The organism is Vibrio sp. D54 (assembly GCF_021728075.1).
Classification (GTDB): domain Bacteria; phylum Pseudomonadota; class Gammaproteobacteria; order Enterobacterales; family Vibrionaceae; genus Vibrio; species Vibrio alginolyticus.
Genome location: NZ_JAKKCS010000004.1, coordinates 174,887 through 192,874 on the forward strand (window position 1 = coordinate 174,887; position 17,988 = coordinate 192,874).

General features: G+C 43.5%; 14 protein-coding genes and 1 pseudogene. 11 read left to right on the top strand and 4 right to left on the bottom strand.

The window, feature by feature from the left end:
• Nucleotides 1-372: 372 nt before the first annotated feature.
• Complete coding sequence (locus L3V37_RS07285; protein ID WP_005375680.1) at nt 373-2,304, top strand: DEAD/DEAH box helicase; 1,932 nt, start codon at nt 373-375, stop codon at nt 2,302-2,304.
• Nucleotides 2,305-2,376: 72 nt separating this feature from the next.
• Here the strand turns inward: L3V37_RS07285 and L3V37_RS07290 are convergent, their stop codons facing one another.
• Entirely contained in the window at nt 2,377-3,915 is a 1,539-nt protein-coding gene (locus L3V37_RS07290) for a bifunctional diguanylate cyclase/phosphodiesterase (protein WP_237306080.1), read from the bottom strand.
• Nucleotides 3,916-4,278: 363 nt separating this feature from the next.
• Between L3V37_RS07290 and L3V37_RS07295 the strand changes: the two genes are divergently transcribed.
• Nucleotides 4,279-5,472: an acetate/propionate family kinase gene (locus tag L3V37_RS07295; RefSeq protein ID WP_005386205.1), complete on the top strand. Its 1,194-nt coding sequence runs from the start codon at nt 4,279-4,281 to the stop codon at nt 5,470-5,472.
• A gap of 69 nt (nt 5,473-5,541) precedes the next feature.
• On the opposite strand, the gene L3V37_RS07300 is transcribed toward L3V37_RS07295, so the two are convergent.
• The gene (locus L3V37_RS07300; protein WP_053303734.1) at nt 5,542-6,471 is read right to left on the bottom strand and encodes a LysR family transcriptional regulator; all 930 of its coding nucleotides are present in this window, start codon (nt 6,469-6,471) and stop codon (nt 5,542-5,544) included.
• A gap of 128 nt (nt 6,472-6,599) precedes the next feature.
• Between L3V37_RS07300 and L3V37_RS07305 the strand changes: the two genes are divergently transcribed.
• From L3V37_RS07305 to L3V37_RS07320, 4 genes and pseudogenes are all read left to right on the top strand, one after another.
• The gene (locus L3V37_RS07305; RefSeq protein WP_017821078.1) at nt 6,600-7,514 is read left to right on the top strand and encodes an alpha/beta hydrolase; all 915 of its coding nucleotides are present in this window, start codon (nt 6,600-6,602) and stop codon (nt 7,512-7,514) included.
• Between the two features lie 72 nt (nt 7,515-7,586).
• Nucleotides 7,587-8,525, top strand: a complete 939-nt coding sequence (locus tag L3V37_RS07310; protein ID WP_237306081.1) for an alpha/beta hydrolase — start codon at nt 7,587-7,589, stop codon at nt 8,523-8,525.
• A 205-nt stretch (nt 8,526-8,730) separates the two neighbouring features.
• A complete protein-coding gene (locus tag L3V37_RS07315; RefSeq protein ID WP_031781024.1) occupies nt 8,731-9,033 on the top strand; it encodes a hypothetical protein in 303 nt (100 codons plus the stop codon).
• A 188-nt stretch (nt 9,034-9,221) separates the two neighbouring features.
• A pseudogene (locus L3V37_RS07320) lies at nt 9,222-9,443 on the top strand (transposase); the annotation flags it as partial.
• 121 nt (nt 9,444-9,564) lie between these two features.
• Here the strand turns inward: L3V37_RS07320 and L3V37_RS07325 are convergent.
• Together L3V37_RS07325 and hisD are read right to left on the bottom strand one after the other, a co-directional pair.
• Nucleotides 9,565-10,587: a LacI family DNA-binding transcriptional regulator gene (locus tag L3V37_RS07325; RefSeq protein WP_130545542.1), complete on the bottom strand. Its 1,023-nt coding sequence runs from the start codon at nt 10,585-10,587 to the stop codon at nt 9,565-9,567.
• Between the two features lie 132 nt (nt 10,588-10,719).
• On the bottom strand, nt 10,720-12,012 hold the full coding sequence (gene hisD / locus L3V37_RS07330) for a histidinol dehydrogenase (RefSeq protein WP_130545543.1): 1,293 nt from the start codon (nt 12,010-12,012) through the stop codon (nt 10,720-10,722).
• A 329-nt stretch (nt 12,013-12,341) separates the two neighbouring features.
• Here hisD and dctP point away from each other — a divergent pair, with 329 nt between their 5' ends.
• The 5 genes from dctP (at nt 12,342) to L3V37_RS07350 (ending at nt 17,980) form a co-directional block, all read left to right on the top strand.
• Nucleotides 12,342-13,319 (top strand): TRAP transporter substrate-binding protein DctP, encoded by a 978-nt coding sequence (gene dctP / locus L3V37_RS07335; RefSeq protein WP_130545544.1) that lies wholly within the window; start codon nt 12,342-12,344, stop codon nt 13,317-13,319.
• An 86-nt stretch (nt 13,320-13,405) separates the two neighbouring features.
• Nucleotides 13,406-13,804, top strand: coding sequence for a TRAP transporter small permease (locus L3V37_RS24275; RefSeq protein WP_369426530.1), 399 nt, complete (start codon nt 13,406-13,408; stop codon nt 13,802-13,804).
• A complete protein-coding gene (locus tag L3V37_RS07340; RefSeq protein ID WP_130545546.1) occupies nt 13,798-15,072 on the top strand; it encodes a TRAP transporter large permease in 1,275 nt (424 codons plus the stop codon). Before L3V37_RS24275 ends, L3V37_RS07340 begins: the two co-directional genes overlap by 7 nt.
• A gap of 704 nt (nt 15,073-15,776) precedes the next feature.
• Nucleotides 15,777-17,090 (top strand): PAS domain-containing methyl-accepting chemotaxis protein, encoded by a 1,314-nt coding sequence (locus L3V37_RS07345; RefSeq protein WP_237306082.1) that lies wholly within the window; start codon nt 15,777-15,779, stop codon nt 17,088-17,090.
• Between the two features lie 233 nt (nt 17,091-17,323).
• Complete coding sequence (locus L3V37_RS07350) at nt 17,324-17,980, top strand: ABC transporter permease (RefSeq protein WP_031780180.1); 657 nt, start codon at nt 17,324-17,326, stop codon at nt 17,978-17,980.
• Nucleotides 17,981-17,988: the final 8 nt, after the last annotated feature.

A 17,988-nucleotide genomic window follows, 5' to 3' on the forward strand; every position in this document is an offset into this window, starting at 1 on the left:
TTGCGAGCTATTATTACTACCTGTGGAGCGTAATTTCGCCGTGAATTTTGCCTATTTAACCACGAGAAATTGGCTTAAATATTGATGAAATTCTCATCTGTGAGCTACGCGAATCGACGGGGAATGGTAGGGCTGGTGGAAAAATATGCTAAAAATACCATTGTTGAGAATAAATTGTGATGTAATTCAATTTTTTCTGGATTTTTTTATGCTTTTAAGGAATAATCCGCCTCCCTTAGTCGTCCCTAATGGCTTATCGCGGTTGTGTACTGTGCTGTGTTCCCGTCTGAATGGAATCAGTATCTGGATGGATCAGTATCGAATTGGAAGAGCATATGGGACTGTTTTTTTGTTTAATTAAGTAGGATCCCAATGCAAGATTCTGTTATTCAATTCAGTGATTTATCTCTGAATGATTCTATCCTTTCTGCTCTAGACGGAATGGGTTTCGTGTCACCAACTCCAATTCAGGCTGCGGCAATCCCACACCTATTGGAAGGTGCTGACGCGCTGGGTAAAGCTCAAACAGGTACAGGTAAAACAGCAGCGTTCTCTCTGCCTCTTCTCAACAAACTCGATCTAAACCAACGCAAACCGCAAGCGATTGTACTTGCTCCGACTCGTGAGCTGGCAATTCAGGTTGCAGCGGAAATGAAAAACCTTGGTAAAAATATCAAAGGTTTGAAAGTTCTAGAGATTTACGGTGGCGCATCTATTGTCGACCAAATGCGTGCTCTTAAAAGTGGCGCTCATGTAGTTGTCGGTACTCCAGGCCGTGTTCAAGATCTTATCAATCGCGAACGTCTACACCTAGACGAAGTTAGTACTTTCGTTCTTGATGAAGCAGACGAAATGCTAAACATGGGTTTCGTAGATGACGTAACTGCGATCATGGAGCACGCTCCAGAGTCAGCACAACGCGTTCTGTTTTCTGCAACTATGCCTCCAATGCTGAAGAAGATCGTTGAACGCTTCCTTCGTGACCCTGTAACGGTTGACGTTGCTGGTAAAAACCACACTGTAGACAAAGTTCAACAACAGTTCTGGGTAGTGAAAGGTGTAGAGAAAGATGAAGCGATGTCTCGTCTTCTTGAAACTGAAGAAACTGACGCGTCAATCGTATTCGTACGTACTCGTCAAGATACTGAGCGTCTGGCTGACTGGCTATCTGCACGTGGCTTCAAAGCAGCTGCACTGCACGGTGACATTCCTCAGTCTCTACGTGAACGTACTGTTGATCACATCAAACAAGGTGTTATTGACATCCTAGTTGCAACTGATGTTGTAGCTCGTGGTCTTGACGTTCCACGTATTACGCACGTATTTAACTACGACATCCCATTTGATGTTGAGTCATACATCCACCGTATCGGTCGTACTGGCCGTGCTGGACGTAAGGGTAAAGCGATCCTTCTAGTTCGCACTAACCAAATTCGTATGCTTCGCACTATCGAGCGTGTAACTAAGTCATCTATGGAAGAAATCCAACTTCCTCTACGTGACCAAGTTGCTGAAGCTCGTCTAGCTAAGCTAGGCGCTGAGCTTGAAGCAGAGAAAGAGCACAAAGCACTAGACAAATTTGCTGAGCTGGTAGAGAAACTACAAACTTCTCTAGACATCGACCCAGCAACACTTGCTGCTATGCTTCTTAAGCGTCAGCAAGGCAAACGTCCTCTGTTCTACATTGGCGAAGACCCAATGGTTGAAGCAATTGAGCGTGACAAGCAACGTCGTAAAGAGCGCCGTGAAGGTGGTCGCGACGGCGGTCGTAACTTCAACAACCAAGACTGGGATACTTACCAGCTTCAAGTTGGTCGTGAGCAAGGCGTTCAAGTTAAAGACATCGTTGGCGCTCTAGCAAACGAACTAGGTCTAGGTAAAGGTTCTATCGGTGCGATCAAGCTAGCTCAAGGTCACACATTCGTACAGCTACCTAAAGCAATGACTTCAGACGCGGCGAACAAGCTAAGCAAACTACGTATCCGTCAACAAGATGTTGGTGCTGTAGTATGTGATTTCGATGATTTCCGCGAGTCTCGTGGTGGTCGCCGTGACGGTGGTCGTCGCGATGGTGGTCGTCGTGATGGCGGTGGTTACCGTGGCAACCGCGAAGGCGGCAACCGTGGTGGTGATCGTCGTGAAGGCGGCCGTCGCGAAGGTGGCTTCCGTGGTAACCGTGACGGCAACCGCGATGGCAATCGTGAAGGTGGCGAACGTCGTTTCGATCGCAACCGTGGTGGTGATCACCGTGGTGCACATCGTGGTGAACGTGGTCACGGTCGTGGCCGTCGTACAGACGCATAATCACTAGTGATTAAAGCGACGGTTTAAGTCGCTACAAAAAGAATTTAAAGCCGAGCAAAGCGCTCGGCTTTTTTATGCGCGTCTAATACGGTTTTGCTTTTCATCGTGTTTGTTTACCCAACTTATTACTTCGTCTAAGGGCAGGGCAGGACAGAACAAGTAACCCTGAATGATGTCACATCCTCGACTTCTCAAAAAATGCAGTGTGTCCATGTCTTGAACGCCTTCTGCTACGACCGAATACCCTAATCCATGTGCTAGCGCAATCGTGTTCTCAACGATAGAGCGGGAGCCTTCTGTGCGGCTTGCTGTGGAGAGAAATGAGCGGTCGATTTTAATTTGATCAACCGGAAGATCTCTTAACAGTGACAAAGATGAATACCCAGTGCCAAAATCATCCAAGCTGATCTTTATACCTAATCCTTTAATTTGATGAATTAAGGGGTTGAGCTCAACGACCCTATCGATCGCCATCGTTTCAGTGATCTCTAAACTTATTAGGTCAGCGAATTGCGGGTTTACTTTGAGCAAAGTTTCTAAGCGATTAAACAGCAAGTTAGATGAGAGATCTTTCGCTGATAAGTTTACGTGGACAGGAAGCTTAATGCCTTTCTCTATAAATGTTTGCAGATCCCTTTCTACTTGGTTAAGAACCCACATGGTAATGTTGTGCACCTGATTGCTACGCTCTGCGATAGGAATGAAGTCGTTGGGTGAGATCGTTTTACCATTTTCGTCATGCCAACGAATCACTGCTTCAAAACCGACAGCTAAGTTAGTGTGTGCATCAATCAACGGTTGGTAATACAACTGAAACTCCTCTTTTTCAAGCGCACATTGAATACGAGAAGATATCTCAAGTTGGTACTTAGCCCCGACGTTCATATCCTCATTATAAAACGCAAAAAGATTGCCATTACGCTTGGCGTGATACATAGCGATATCTGCGTGCTTGATCAAAAGATCATTGGTTAGGGCGTCATATGGGTAGGTGCTTATACCAAAAACAACGCGGCAGGAAACTTGAAACTCATCTAAATGAAAGCGTTCAGACATTGCAGAATCTAGTTCTTCTATGAGTTTTTTACCCGTTTCCTCGCATGCAGAAGATGTCAGGATGACAAATTCATCACCACCAACGCGGAATATCTGGTCATTGCCTTTCAGTTTCTCCTGAAGGCGTTGACCAATTTGAATAAGTAACTGGTCTCCACAAAAGTGACCCATTGCATCGTTGACTTGTTTAAAATTAACCACGTCAAAAAGGATCACCGAGAACGGGTCTCTAGATTGTATTCTGCCTTCGATAGACTCAAAGCAGTATTTACGATTAGGGAGCCCAGTAAGAGCGTCATGGACGGCATTGCGCTTCTCTCTTTCAGCAACGGTATGAAGCTCTAATATCGAATCGTTGCTCCACTTAATCACCAGCACGACAAAGATACTGCCGCCAAAAAGTATAAGAGAAACCCCCGTTTCTAAGAGAGAAGCAATAGGTTTTTGCATGATGGCGTGCAAAAAAACGGCATAAGCAAAAATGAAACAGCTGATTAACAATAATAGGAAAGTCCACCCGGTTACGTCAGTTTTCGAGCAGATGTTTTTTGTCATCTGCCATCCCCAGCAGAGCAAAATCAAACCTAAGATCACTAATAGAAATGCAATAGTGGGCACATTATTACCCCGATTTATTGATTGGTTTGTTATTTTTGTTCACCCAATAAACAACGTAGCTTATATATCTGACTTTGTACAAATTGACCTATTCATAAATTATGTTTAACAAGTGATATTTTTTAGCCTTCAAATAAAATCAAAACTTGCTACAGATCAACAAAATTTGTTCAATCAAATCGCTTTTACTAAAAGATTGTTGAAAGATTAAAAAATTATTGAATAATAGAGGGGCAAACAAGAAGTACGCAGCGCACAAGCGCTATTACAACCTCTGCTCTACAACAGGATAACTATTTCATGTCTAATTCGTTTGTACTGGTGATCAACTCTGGTAGCTCTTCATTAAAATTTGCTGTTATTGATTCTGAAACCGGTGAAGCTTTGGTATCAGGTATTGGTGAGTGTTTTGGCCTACCTGAAGCTGAAATCAGTTGGAAATATCAGGGAGAAAAAACCGTTGAAGCAATTCCAGCTGGCGGTAACCATCATCAGTACGCTGTTGAGCGAGTGGTAAAACTACTCGAAACTCTAGGTTTGAGCTCAAAATTTGTCGCTGTAGGCCATCGCATTGTCGCAGGCGGTGAAACCTTTAAAGGAACTGTGAAAGTTGATGAAACAGTTATTCAAGAAGTAGAGCGCCTTGCTGAACTTGCACCACTTCATAACAAAGCGAACGCTGAAGGCATGAGAGCGGCAATGGCGGCGTTCCCTTCACTGCCTCAATTTGCTGTATTTGACACTGCTTTCCACCAAACAATGCCAGCCAAAGCCTTTATGTACGCACTTCCTTACGAGCTTTACGAAGAGCATAAAGTGCGTCGTTACGGTGCTCACGGCACAAGCCACTATTACGTAAGCCGTGAAGCAGCGAAAATGCTAGATAAGCCGGTTGAAGAAAGCAGCTTTATCACTGTGCACTTAGGTAACGGTGCATCAGTGAGTGCGGTTAAAAATGGCGAATGTGTTGATACAAGTATGGGTTTGACGCCGTTAGCTGGCCTAATGATGGGCACTCGCTGTGGTGACCTCGACCCAAGTGTTATCGAGTTCCTTTTCCGTAAAGGCTGGGAAAAAGACGAAGTGTTCGAGATGATGAACAAGAAGTCAGGTTTCTTAGGTGTATCTGGTGTGACAAGTGATGCTCGTGGCGTACTAGAAGCAATGGAAGCGGGGAATTCACGTGCGAAGTTGGCATTCGAGATCTTCACTTACCGCGTTGCGAAATACATTACTTCCTACCTAGCGGCTCTGGATTCATTAGACGGCATCATCTTCACTGGTGGTATTGGTGAAAACTCACTACCAATTCGTCGTGAAATCTTGAAAAACCTAAAACTGTTAGGTTTTGTTGAAGATGAGAAAGGTAACGAAGATGCAAGATTTGGTAACGCAGGTGTTATTGCAACATCTGAGTTGTTAGGTGCCAAAGCTCTTGTTATTCCTACTAACGAGGAATTTGTGATAGCCAAACAATCGGTTGAGCTATTGTAATATATAACGAAAACAGAAAGTTAAAAGCGAGCCTCGTGCTCGCTTTTTTTATTTAAAGCAATTTGGCAATTACTCTTTGAGTTTCAGAGCTTCGCGCTTTTCGATTAAAAAATCCATCAAGACGCGGATTTTTTTCGGCATATGCTCTCGTGAAGGTATATATAAATAAAACCCTGGAAACTCTTTGCACCAAGGTGTCAGAACTCGGGTCAATCTTCCCTCATCTATGTGCTTTTCCACCCATAAATCAATATGTTTCACTAAACCCACACCCTGTATTGCAGCTTGTAACATACTATAGTCATCATTAAAAATAGCATTGCCTTTAGGCTCGAAAACTAGGGTGCGCTTTGCAACATCTGGAGAGGTTAGGGACCAATGATCAATTGTTCCGCTAGAGGTAAAACGATAAGCAAGGCAATTGTGACCTTCTAAATCCTCAGGAGTTTGAGGTAGTCCATTTTGCCTAAAGTATTCAGGAGAGCCCACTATTGCCGTTGTTAACGGCGGAGTAATAGGGATCGCAACCATATGTTCATCTAAGCTTAATCCTAAGCGAATGCCAGCGTCAACGCCTTCTGCGACGATGTTAGAAAACCCATCATCCATGATTAGCTCTAGGCGTATTTTAGGATAACGAGAGAGGAACTCACCTAGATAGGGCTCAATAAGCAGCCGAGCAGCGGTTCTTGATACACTGATACGGATTAATCCCGAAGGCTCAAGATGAGAGTCGTTCAATTCGTTAACGACCTGCTCAATGTTCACCAATGAAGGTTGCAAAATATCAAGCAGACGTTGGCCTTCTTCCGTCAGCGACATACTTCTGGTGGTTCGATTAATTAACCGAACTTGTAGCTGTTGTTCTAACGCTTTTAGGTGTTGTGATAAGGCAGCACGGGTTACCCCCATTTCTAAGGCTGCTTTAGTAAAACTGCGATGGCGAGCAATATGTGCAAACCACGTCAGTGATGAAATTAAAGAAGGTTCTATTCTCATTTGTTAAGTATAACTAAACAGTCATGTAGATAAAATGATATTTATCCAAAACAGTGTGTTGACTAATATTACCTCGAAGCTCAGGTCAGCCTGAGATGAACAGTTAACCTCTAATGGAGAATGTCGCTATGTCTAAAGTCACTTTCAAAAATCTCAATGGTCAAGGTATTGAGATTTCAGCGGTTATCAACTTCCCTACAGATTTTGATGCAAGTAAACAATATGCTGCAGTTGTTGTTTCACACCCAGGTGGTGGCGTAAAAGAGCAAACCGCAGGCCTATATGCGAGTAAACTTGCAAAAAGCGGCATAATTGCCATTGCGTTTGACCGTTCGTATCAAGGTGAAAGTACAGGTGAGCCTCGCCAAATGGAAAACCCTTACACGAGTACTGAAGACGTGAGCGCAGTCGTCGACTATCTGACAACGTTAGAGTACGTCGATAACGATAAAATTGGCGCAATGGGGATTTGTGCTGGTGCGGGCTATAGTGCAAATGCAGCGATCAATGATCGTCGAATCAAAGCACTGGGTATGGTTAGTGCCGTAAACATTGGCCAAATGTTCCGTAATGGTTGGGATAATTCGGTTAACGATGCTGACGCTGTTGGTTACTTAGAATTTGGTTCGAATGCTCGCACAACCGACACGAATGGTACAGAATTCGCGACTATTCCTCTAGCTCCGATGCGTGAAGAAGATGCCTCAAATGCAGAGCTACGCGAAGCTTGGGAGTATTACCACACACCACGTTGTGAACATCCAAATGCGCCGGGTTTTGCTCTAACTCGTAACTTAAACCAGATCATTACTTACGATGCGTACCACAAAGCGGAAGCATTCCTAACTCAGCCAATTCTTGCTGTCGTTGGTAGTGACGCAGGCAGCAAATGGATGAGTGATGACCTGATAGAGCGTGCAGCGAGTTCAGATAAAACCTTGTATGCCATTGATGGTGCAAACCATATGTCGCTTTATGATGTTGCCGAATACGTCGATGACGCAGTATCCCAACTCGCATCTTTCTTCCAACGCACTCTTTAATATTCCCGATGAAAGGCTCAATTGCTTCGAGCCTTTCTGCTCTCAAGGCTTTTTACTCTTAAGGTATTGATTATGAATATGCAAAAAATCACTTTTAGAAATGCTGATATGTCTTGGGATATGTCTGCATTAATTTTATTCCCAGAAGGCTTCAATGAATCGAAACGCTACCCAACAATGATAAGTGTTCATCCTTTTGGTAGTTGTAAAGAACAAACATCCAGCGCTGTCTATGGTAAAGCCCTTGCTGAGTTAGATTACGTCGTGATCGCATTTGACGCGAGCTTCCAAGGAGAATCGGGGGGATTGCCTCGCTACGTAGAAGACCCAAGTCAACGTGTTGAAGATATCAGTCGCGTTATCGACTATGCAGTAACTTTACCATATGTCGATGAGAATAGAATTGGTGGACTCGGTATCTGCGGCGGTGGTGGTTACATGATCAATTCAGCCCTAACCGAAAAGCGCTTGAAAGCTGTCGTAGGTATTACGCCTGTTAACTTAGGCCGCATGTTCCGTGAAGGCTTTAGTATGTACGACCCTATCGCCAATCTTGAAGCTATGGCTGCACAGAGAACAGCCGAAGCTCGCGGCTCAGAGCTGAAAATCGATGAACTTCTTCCTCCAAATATTGAATTTGCAAAAGAAAATGGATTAACAGAACGAGACGTGTTCGAAGCTACTGAATACTACAAAACATCACGTGGACAAACCGAAGGTGGTGCAACTCGTATGCTGTTTTCACATGCACAGAAAACACTGAGCTGGGATGCCTTTGCATTTGCCGAAACGTTATTGACTCAGCCTGTTATGGCCGTGGTAGGGCAAAAAGTCGGGGCGTTTGGTGCTTATCGTGATGGGCAGGAAATTTATGGCCGCTCTGTTCAATCAAAAGACCGACAGCTGGTTAATTTGGAAAACTGGTCTCACTATGAACTGTATGACCATCCAGAAGCAGTCGGCATTGCAATGGACAAGGTTTCTGCATTCCTTGAAACACACTTAAAATAATCTAATAAGTTAGAAGCGTTTTGTAGAGTTGCAAAGCGCTTATTTTTAACAGCGTAAGATGTAGTTCGAAGCGAGTAGGTCGGTAAATCTTCGTGCGAATAACCTCATCTACAGGCTATTGACTAAATACCACTGCCAAGAACTGTTTAAGACAATGTACACTGAAACCTAATTAAAGGCGTTAGATAGGAATGAAGTTTAATTTATGCGCAAATCAGATAAGAAGGTCGAGAATCTAATTAGAGAAGTGTTGACCGAAGTTTGTGAAGATACGCTAAAAGGTTACGATGGCTTTCTTTGGGTGACTCATACCGTCAAATTCTCTTCTTTTCCACAAAGTTTAGAAATAGTCTGCGTATTCGAAACGAAGCAAGATCGAGCTAACTTTTTTGAAGGAGAGGGCCGCCAGCATGTTTCCACAACTATTCAAAAGGCCTTTAATAAGGTAGGAGTGCAACTAAAGAACGTCAGTAAGCAAATCAGTTACGATACAAAACAAAAGTGTTAGTGCGGGCAGCAATTGAAGTGAGTTAGGGTTGTTTTAGGCATCCAAAGCTTCATTTTATGAGTTTTGATATAAAGCCTGAAGACTAAGCTTGGGCTTTCTCTGCCAAACTTATCTTTGCCCCAATCCTTGTTTAGAGTGCAGTGCGACTCATTTTACTGGATAGCTATTTGACCTACTAAAACTAATCGCTAAAAGGAAAAAGTAGCTTGATGCTTTGTGATCAGTTTGGGGACTTGAAGTTAAAATATAGAAATCGGTAGTTTTGGTGTCGAGGGTACTATGTTGATGCGGTGGGCAAAAACACCAGCAAGATCCAAGGCTACATTATGCACCAACTAGAGCTGGATAAAATGGGAGACCAGTTGTCGAACCCATATCTAGGTGGCCCGCTTAAGGGCCGCAAGCGATAGTCATATACAAATGTCAGATCACTGAGCGCCTGTTAGGGAGCGGCTAGCAAGAAAGCCTTGCAGGCGCATATGAAAAACCACCGGCTATGCCGGTGGTTTTTTTGAGCGTCGGAAGATCCAATCACGCAGATTTTCTTTTGATAAGCGCCCCTTTTATCGACATATTGATGGGTTGTTTGTCTGGGGAACGAATTCTTTCTAGAAGATCAGACACGGTGACTTCACAAAGCTGATTTATGGGCTGCTCGATGGTAGTGAGACTGTATGGAAACCATTTGGCGGCCTCGATATCATCAAACCCAGTCACTGCAATATCGTCAGGGATGTTGAGTTCAGTGTGCTCCTTGATTGCATTAATTACACCAATCGCCACTTCGTCATTCCCGCACATCACAACGTCTGGTCTTTTGTCGGAATTTTCGAGTAGAGATAACAGGCTGTGGTAACCTGAATCTACAGAAAAGTCATCATACAATACGCCTATGTTCTCAAGCTCTAGTTCTTCGATACGTGAGAGATAACCTTCGACTCGGCTGATCGTTGTTGATGCATTTTTATTACCTGCAATACATGCAAATCGTTTGTGTCCTTTTGAATCTAGGTAAGTGATCAGGTCTTTTGTGGATTGATAATTATCAGTGCAAACAGAGCTGGCATAGACATTAGGTACTGAACGATTAATGAAACTAAACTCGATGCCGCGATTAGCATATTGATTAATGAGTTTTGCATCTACCGTAGCACTGGCCATAATGACACCGTCTACTTGGTATTGATCTATCAGAGGTAGAATGTCGTCAACATTTTTATCGTCTTGGCTAAAAAGAACAACACGTTGGTTTTCTGCTTGCAAGAGTTCAAGCAACTTCTGTAGTACTTTGGCGTAAAAGTAAGGGTTCTTGGATACTGGCTGAACTATAGCAATGCAGTTTGAATGACTTGAAATTAACGCTCTGGCCATCGCATTTGGTACATAGTTAAGTTGTTTGGCAGCCTCGAGTATTTTTTCTTTATTAGCCTTTGATATTTGGCTCCCTGGTGTAAAAGCTCGGGATACCGATGCCTGAGAGACTCCTGCTAGCTTTGCGACATCCTTGGAGTTAGCTTTTCTGTTTCTTTCCATCATCGATTTTCTATTTTTCAATTAGCTCCACGATAGTATAAGCGTTGCGCAGAGACGACAACAATGCGCAACGTTCTTATTTGGTAACTCAGTATTGAACTAAGTCTTCACTGTTTATACATGTCACTTAATGAAGGTGAACCTATGTGAAGCTTACACCTGCTCTTCAGTCGCTTTGTATCGGCGAACTCGAATGTCCGCTTGCTCTTTATGCCCCGCAAAACCTTCTAGAGCACAAAGGCGCGAGCAATACTCGCCAACTTTGAGTGAGGCTGCTTCACTTACACGTTGGTATGTGCACGTTTTGATGAACTTACCGACCCACAACCCGCCTGTATATCGAGCTGCCTTGTTTGTAGGCAGTGTGTGGTTAGTACCAATGACCTTATCACCGTATGACACGTTGGTTTCTTTGCCTAGGAATAGGGCACCAAAGTTCGTCATGTTATCGAGGAAATACTTTGGATCTTTCGTCATTACCTGAACATGCTCGAAAGCCAGTTCATCCGCTACTTGTACCATCTCTTCATATGTATCGCAGACTATAACCTGCCCATAATCAGCCCATGCCTTTGACGCAATTTCAGCTGTAGGAAGGACTTTGAGTTGCCTTTCGATTTCTTGGATGGTTTCTTCTGCAAACTCCTGCGAGTTTGTTAATAAAATTGACGGGGAATTGTAGCCGTGTTCTGCTTGGCCAAGTAAATCTGCAGCAGCGAGTTCAGGATCGCATCCAATCTCATCAGCAATGACTACTGTCTCTGTTGGACCGGCAAACAGATCAATTCCAACACGACCAAAGAGTTGTCTCTTGGCTTCTGCGACAAAAGCGTTGCCCGGACCTACAATAATATCAACTGGAGCAATAGTTTCCGTACCAATGGCCATTGCACCCACAGCTTGTACTCCGCCCATGCAATATATTTCATCTGCTCCCGCCATTGCCATTGCCGCTACGACGTACGTGTTCGGCTTCCCGTTAAAAGGAGGAGCACATGCGATTACACGTTGTACGCCAGCTACTTTAGCCGTCAGTACACTCATGTGTGCTGAAGCGACAAGTGGATATTTTCCACCTGGAATATAGCAACCGGCGCTGTTTACAGGAATGTGTTTGTGCCCAAGAAACACGCCAGGCAAGGTTTCTTCTTCTACGTCTTTAAGAGAGTTTCTTTGGATTTCGGCAAAACGACGAACTTGTGCCTGAGCAAACTCGATATCTTCTTTTTCTTGTTCTGTCAGGGCATCGACACACGCTTTGATTTGCTCATCAGTCAATCGAAATTGCTCTGGACTCCAGTTATCAAACTTCTCTGAGAGCTCTTTTATGACAGTGTCACCCTCACTTTCTATTCGTGAAAGAATATTTTCCACCGTTGTGCGTACACTTTCGTCATTGTTTTTCGCTACTTCAACGTCAATACCGTTCTTTAAGTAATTGATCATACTGTTCTACCTATTCACCTTGTTATGTACCTAACCTGAGCGCAATATTTAAGATTAATGCGCTGTATACGTATTCAACAAATAACCGATTAAGGAGTAGAAAGGATACCGTTCACCCTCAGAAATGTGATCCATTCGTACAAAATTGGTTGCTATAATGTTAATTAATTGTTGTTTGAAGGCGATCACAGTTGTTTTTCTTTTTATTTACTAACTTATCGACTCTTCTGAATAGGTATTCAGTGGAGTGGTCTTTAGTTTCGTTGTCATGAGTGAAAAAGTTGTGATGCGAAGTTGGGGAGTAAAAGAAATATTACAAGGAGAAGGGTATGCGTCATTTCAAACGACTGAAATCAATAGGGTTAACGCTCTTGTTAGCTGTTCCATTCACAAGTACTGCTCAGACAGTTCTTAAGTTAGGTCATATCTATGATTCATCGCATCCATGGCATGACAGCGCGGTAGAGATAGCCGATAGAATTGCCAGTAAAACTGATGACCGTGTGAAAATTGAGATCTTCTCGAATGGTACGTTGGGTTCAGAGCAGGAATTGCTCGAGCAAGTAATTACTGGTGGTGTTGACATCGCTGAAATCAGCTCAGGTCAGTTGGGAAATGTATTTAAGCCCATGGTGATAACTGAAATGCCATATATCTTCAAAGATACCGATCACCTAATGCGCTTCTTCGCAAGTGATATTGCCCAACAGATGTTCGATGACTTTAAGGATCAGTTCAATGTTCACTTGCTAGGTTCGAGTTCATGGGGCGTACGACACGTAATTGGCAGCAAACCAGTGACGTCTCCTGAAGACATGAACTCTTTTAAACTTCGAGTGCCAGAGCAATCTATCACTGTTGCTTATGCGAAAGCGATGGGGAGCAAACCAACACCGGTACCATACACAGAGGCGTATCTTGCTATGCGTCAAAACATGGTCGATGGCCTAGAAAACCCTCTAGGATCAATTCAGACAATGAAGTTCTATGAAGTGGGTAACGAGTTGAGTCTTACTGGACATGTTATTACTGCCGTGCACTTTGCAGTTAACGACGCGTCGCTAGCAGCGTTAAGCGCGGATGACCGTCAAGTTGTACTAGATGAATTCGAGCGCTCAGCACAAGACACAGCAAACAAAGTCGTTAAAGCAGATAACGAGGCTTTAACATTCATGAAGAGTCAGGGTGTCAAAGTTACGCAAACAGACCGTGAAGCGTTTCAGGCAAAGACAAAATCAATGTCTGATGACTACGCAGGATATTGGAAGAAGTACGGTGATTTGTACACGATAATCCAGCAACTTTAATTGGCCTGCGAGGGTAAATGATGCATTTGCTAAATAGATTTGATGAGTACTTTTGTGCGTTCTTGTTCCTGATCTTGTTTTTGGTTATGTCAGTGAATATTGTGGCAAGAGAGGTCTTTCAAGTTTCATTCGAGTGGGCAATTGAACTTTGTCGATACCTCCTTGTTTGGGTGACCTTCATAACAGGAGTATCACTCTTCCTTCGTGGGCAGCACATCGCCATCGATAACGTGTGGAGGAGGGTTCTAAGGGGAGGGAATCGCAGAGTCTATCTAGCGCTAAATGCAATCCGATACCTGTCGACTATCTGTGTCGGAGTCTTTCTCTCCTACTATGGTTATGAATTTGCTTACAAAATGAGATTTTTTTCAAGTCCATCACTGGAAGTAAGCCAATCATATCTCTATGCCGTAATTCCGATCACCGGTGCGCTCATTGTTGTTACTTCATTGATTAACTTATATAAGGAAAAAGACGCATGTTGATTGGGTTCATTACCTTATTGGTCTTAGTTGTTTTGGGGGTGCCGGTTGCGTTCAGTGTTACTTTCGCAAGTTTGGCCATTGTACTTACTGATCCAATGTTATCGGAAACCACCGCGCTGCAACGCATGGTTTCAGGGGTAAATTCATTTACATTTATCGCCATACCTTTTTTTATCTTAGCTGGAAATCTAATGAATACTGGCGGTATTACCGCACGGATCTTTGAGTTTGCCTCTGTTTGTGTGCGCCATATTAAAGGTGGTCTGGCTCATGTGAATGTATTCTCTAGCGTTATATTCTCTGGTATGTCTGGAGCCGCCGTTGCAGATGCGGGAGGTCTTGGCGCAACTACGATTAAGGCAATGCGGTCAAGCGGCTACGGTGAAAAGGTGAGTATTGGGGTCACTGCTGCTTCATCAATCATTGGTCCTATAATTCCTCCTAGCATGTCCATAATCATCTATGCGATCGTTGCGTCACAATCAATTGAGAAGTTATTTGCCGCAGGTGTTGTGCCTGGGCTTATGATGGCTTTGTCGTTGATGGTTATGATCTATGTATTTTCTGATAGCTTGAAGTGTCCGAATGAAAGGAAGGCAAGTAGGAGTGAAATTTGGCAAGCCTTAAGAAGGGCGTTCCCATCATTGATGACACCATTCATTATTCTCGGTGGGATATTTACCGGAGCCTTCAGTCCAACAGAGTCCGCTGCGATCGCTTGTCTGTATGCCTTGTGTTTAACAATTTTCTACGGCGAGTTTTCGTTTAAGTCCTTTGTTGAGTGCATTGTAGTTTCTACGAAAACATCAGGCCAGGTACTAATGATCATTGCGTCAGCTACACTGTTTGCTTGGATACTGACCACTAAGCAGATACCTCAAACCATGTCAGAATTTGTATTGGGCGGTGTAGACTCTTTTTGGATGGTACTTCTCTTTTTAAACTTATTGTTATTGACGGTTGGCTTGTTCTTGGAAACCGTAGCAGCAATCAACCTGTTAGTACCAATTATCTATCCAATCATGGTGTTAGGCTTTGGTATGGATCCAGTGCAGTTAGGAATTATCATCGTTCTTAACCTGATTATAGGCACACTTACGCCACCATTTGGAACGGTGTTGTACGTACTCAGTGGTGTATCTAACACCAGCGTCACGGATGTGGCCAAGTACACGGCATTCTTCATTCCACCATTGCTGATTGTGTTGGTGCTGGTGAATGTTTTTCCATCTTTGACGTTAGCTCTGCCAAAATACCTATTTGGGTAGTTTGACTGACACCCAGCAACGGGTTGGAGGTTCAGAAGTAAAAGTAAGCAAACAAGGATTAAGCGCTGCGAAGCCAGCGCTTAATCCTATTGTTGAACAAACCCGATGCCTCCATATAAGTAGATTGTGCGATCTTTTCTGGTGATGACCTTACCTCGATGGTTCTCCTTGGGTGATTCAAGATACTTTTTCTAATCTGACATAAGCGTTTTAGAGGGACTATGCTAACGCGTTTATGTCCAAAAGCTTGTTGGTCGGTGTGCTGTTATTGGTTGCTCCGTGCGCTATTAATAGAAATGCAAGCGAATAAGGAGTGGGTAATCGCTCAAAAGTCGGGTGGAAAAGCGATAAAACGGCAAAAACTATTGGAATTAAGTCAAGGTTCTTTTTTTAATGAAAAGGCTTATTGATCTGAACACAACACTTCTCCATATAAGTATATCCACAAATACAAACCTCAAACTGGCGATAAAGAGCTTTAATATTGATAAATATATAAACATCTTGGGCGCTGGAGAAATTTCAGTATACTGCGCTTAGGTTACACTGTAGAAAAAATCGCCGTATTCCCAGCGGGGTCCTTTGATGAGAAATAGAAATCGCGTTTGAATATGCAACCAAACGATTTTGCCGCTTGCAGTTTATTCGGTATACAAATAATAAACCTTTGACTAGTCCGAAGGTCGGTCAAATGAGAGAAAGTCATGTTTTTTAATAAGTCGCTTCAACAAGAAAATCAACGATTAAAGCAGGAGTTGCAAATCCTGCAGCAAATCCAAACCAGTTTAGATGAAGAGATGATCCGCTTAACATTGGATAGTAAAGGCATCATTACTTCTGCAAATACTAAACTACAGCAAGAACTTTTCTTAAATGATGATGAGATCTTAACGAAATCAATTACTGAATTGGTACCGTTAAATTCGCGCAATACAGATCACTTTCATCGAATGAAGAAAGCCGTTCAAGATAAAGTATTCTGGAATGGGGCATTGCAAGTACAGAAAGGTAATGGTGAGGAAGCTTGGTTAAGAACGATTATCCAGCCTGTTTTAAGTGAGCGCAGAGAAGTAGAGAGCTTTTTTGTTTTTGCTTCTGAACTTACGCGAACGATCAAATCATCTCGTGAGCAAGAGGACATGATAAATGCATTAAGTCGTTCTATGGCGGTAATTGAGTTCACATTAGATGGCCATGTTTTAAAAGCCAACGATAATTTCCTAAACACAATGGGTTATACGCTTGATCAGATTCTAGGGAAGCATCATCGCATGTTTTGTGATCAGGAAGAGTCGAGCTCTCAAGCTTACCGTGAGTTTTGGCAACGTTTAGCAAAAGGGCAATTTTCATCAGAGCGATTCAAACGAGTTAACCGTTATGGTGAAGAGGTGTGGTTAGAGGCTTCATATAACCCAATCCATAACGACAGAGGAGAGCTCTATAAGGTCGTTAAGTTCGCGACAGATATTACCCAACAGGTGATGCAGGAACAGAAAATGGCCCAGGCTGCGCAATTGGCGAACGAAATCTCCCAAGAAACTGGAACACAAACCCTGCAAGGGCAAGAGGTTATAGGCTCAACGTTAGAAAAGATGCAGACACTTTCCGAGCAAATGCAGCAAGCGAACACGGCGATTGACGAGCTTAAAGCGCACTCATCGCGTATTAGCGAGTTGGTAAATAGCATCAGTGGTATCGCTGACCAAACTAACTTATTGGCGTTAAATGCGGCGATAGAAGCGGCTCGTGCGGGTGAGCATGGCAGAGATTTTGCCGTTGTTGCTGATGAAGTCAGACAGCTTGCTACAAGAACCAATGCAACCACCGATGAAATTGTCACAATGGTCAGTGAAAACCTACAGCGAACAGATAACGCAGTTAAGCTGATCGCTAAATGCCAAAAAGAAGCACTAGATACGCTAGAGCTCTCTGAAAAAGCAGGCAATGTGATGAATGAAATACAAGATGGCGCTAGCCGTGTTGTAGAGGCCGTGGAGCAGTTTAATCGCTCGTTGTAGTCAGTTCTTCATGCCAGCACAGGCTTTTAAGTTTCTATATAATCAAATTGTTTACTAGTGCTACTCATCGCCAATCAAGCGTGTTTTTGGTGATGAGAAAGCCAGTTCATTCCTTTCTTAATATTTCGTATTTCTATCTTTACGTGTCGCTATTTTACAACACTGTTAATAAAAAGTAGCGTAATTTAATCTCCTGTTAACTTGGTTGCGAATCACAGTTGGGGGAGACCTACTTGGACTTACTAAATTTCACCATAGATAACTTAGCGCTGCTAGGTACGCTTACCATGGAGCACATCTCTTTGGTCGCTCTGGCTGTTGGGCTTGCCATCCTAACTGGCGTACCTATCGGCATTCTTATCACACAAAATGAGCGCGTTGCGAAAGTGGTGCTTTACGTAGCGTCCATCATTATCACCATTCCTTCAATCGCACTGTTTGGTTTGATGATTCCTCTCTTATCGACCATTGGTCATGGAATTGGCTACGTGCCCGCCGTGATTACCGTACTGCTTTATTCTCAACTGCCTATTATTCGCAACACTTATACCGCCATTCACAACGTAGAACCGTCACTCCGAGAGGCAGCTCGCGGCATCGGGATGACGCCTTTTCAGCGTTTGAAAATGGTGGAAATTCCGTTGGCGATTCCGGTGATTATGGCGGGTGTGAGAACGGCAGTAGTAATGAATATTGGCGTTATGGCGATCGCCGCGTATATCGGAGCAGGAGGGTTGGGCGTGTTTATCAGCCGCGGCATCTCGCAAAGTGATCCTCGACAACTGATCGTTGGTGCCATCGCCGTTAGCCTTCTGGCTATCATCGCGGATTACGGATTGATTCGACTACAAAAAAGATTAACGCCACCGGGCCTAACCGCTGCTCGATAAAGGACAAA

What these genes read in the sequence shown, in the direction of transcription:
- L3V37_RS07285 (WP_005375680.1), top strand. Translation starts at nt 373, where the DNA reads ATGCAAGATTCTGTTATTCAATTCAGTGATTTATCTCTGAATGATTCT.
- L3V37_RS07290 (WP_237306080.1), bottom strand. Translation starts at nt 3,915, where the DNA reads ATGACAAAAAACATCTGCTCGAAAACTGACGTAACCGGGTGGACTTTC.
- L3V37_RS07295 (WP_005386205.1), top strand. Translation starts at nt 4,279, where the DNA reads ATGTCTAATTCGTTTGTACTGGTGATCAACTCTGGTAGCTCTTCATTA.
- L3V37_RS07300 (WP_053303734.1), bottom strand. Translation starts at nt 6,471, where the DNA reads ATGAGAATAGAACCTTCTTTAATTTCATCACTGACGTGGTTTGCACAT.
- L3V37_RS07305 (WP_017821078.1), top strand. Translation starts at nt 6,600, where the DNA reads ATGTCTAAAGTCACTTTCAAAAATCTCAATGGTCAAGGTATTGAGATT.
- L3V37_RS07310 (WP_237306081.1), top strand. Translation starts at nt 7,587, where the DNA reads ATGAATATGCAAAAAATCACTTTTAGAAATGCTGATATGTCTTGGGAT.
- L3V37_RS07315 (WP_031781024.1), top strand. Translation starts at nt 8,731, where the DNA reads ATGCGCAAATCAGATAAGAAGGTCGAGAATCTAATTAGAGAAGTGTTG.
- hisD (WP_130545543.1), bottom strand. Translation starts at nt 12,012, where the DNA reads ATGATCAATTACTTAAAGAACGGTATTGACGTTGAAGTAGCGAAAAAC.
- dctP (WP_130545544.1), top strand. Translation starts at nt 12,342, where the DNA reads ATGCGTCATTTCAAACGACTGAAATCAATAGGGTTAACGCTCTTGTTA.
- L3V37_RS24275 (WP_369426530.1), top strand. Translation starts at nt 13,406, where the DNA reads ATGTCAGTGAATATTGTGGCAAGAGAGGTCTTTCAAGTTTCATTCGAG.
- L3V37_RS07340 (WP_130545546.1), top strand. Translation starts at nt 13,798, where the DNA reads ATGTTGATTGGGTTCATTACCTTATTGGTCTTAGTTGTTTTGGGGGTG.
- L3V37_RS07345 (WP_237306082.1), top strand. Translation starts at nt 15,777, where the DNA reads ATGTTTTTTAATAAGTCGCTTCAACAAGAAAATCAACGATTAAAGCAG.